The organism is Cupriavidus phytohabitans (assembly GCF_017815025.1).
Classification (GTDB): Bacteria; Pseudomonadota; Gammaproteobacteria; order Burkholderiales; family Burkholderiaceae; genus Cupriavidus.
Window position 1 is genome coordinate 1 of the sequence record NZ_JAGIQB010000201.1, and the last position, 1,093, is coordinate 1,093.

The 1,093-nt window shown below is 54.9% G+C and carries 1 protein-coding gene; it reads left to right on the forward strand.

Going from position 1 to position 1,093, the window contains the following annotated elements; all coding sequences use genetic code 11:
* The first annotated feature begins 225 nt into the window (after window positions 1-225).
* The gene (locus J8I34_RS34135) at window positions 226-537 is read left to right on the forward strand and encodes an H-NS histone family protein (protein WP_029050182.1); all 312 of its coding nucleotides are present in this window, start codon (window positions 226-228) and stop codon (window positions 535-537) included.
* Window positions 538-1,093 lie beyond the last annotated feature (556 nt).

The window sequence follows — 1,093 nt, forward strand, 5'->3', positions numbered from 1 at the left end:
GCTCAGTTCGATCTTAAATGTCGCCAAATCCCCTTCAGACGGTGATCGAGTTTCAAATCCGTCCTGGCGCAAGCCTAAACATGCTTTCACACTTTCTCTGCCGGTCCAGCTGTTGGTCAAACGGCGCCTTACATTGTTACCGTATATTGCGCTGAATTTCCAATGATGAGGAAATTGGCTATAAACTATGTATCAGAATCCCTCCACAGGAAAGGAAAACAGCAAATGGCAACTTACAAAGAACTGATGGCACAGAAGGCAGCCCTGGAAGCTCACCTGGAAGAAGTCCGTGCCAATGAGGTCGCTTCGGTCATTGAGCAGATTCAGAACCTGATGGCGGAATATGGGCTGACCGTCGAGGACATTACGAAGCGCCGTCGCGGCCGTCCGGCAGGCAGTGGCACCGTCAAGGCGAAATCGGCGCTGCCTCCGAAATACCAAGATCCGAAGACCGGCAAGACGTGGTCCGGCCGTGGTCGTACACCGGCCTGGCTTGGCAAGAACCCCAACAAGTTCCTGATTGCAGAGGAGGCGTAAATCAGGCCTCGCACGAGCGAAAGCCTAGCGTCCAACCCCTGCATGCAGGGGTTTCTTTTTCTGCCCAATTTCCATGTCATTGGAAGCGATTCACGCCGACATCATGCTCGCCCGGCCATACCTGGTTCCCCGCGAACGCACAGAGCGAGGGGTAAGGAATGGCTATTCTTATTGGTTGCGACTTCCGCCAAGCAAGGAACTGAGAGTCATCCGATTGTCGAAACCGTCTGCACACAGCTATGAGCTTGTGCGTTCAGCCAGCGAGCGCAGAACGCGCAAGCAGGTACGAGAGCGCTTCACCGGATCCGTGACCGAGTTGTTAGCCATCATTGACGAAGAGATCGACATCATCCGGAAGGAACAGCTTTTGGTACCCAGAATGGGACGATAGGCTTGCAGTGAGCCGAGGCTAGACTGGCGTAGAGGTGGCTGGCTGACTTCGGCGGTCGAGAAGCCGAACTGCTGCGCGCCGCGCGTTTTTTTTGGTCGACGGATCTCGCCAATTGCGTAACCGGCGAAAGCTTAGAAACTGCGCTGCTGTGCCCCCATGGATTGC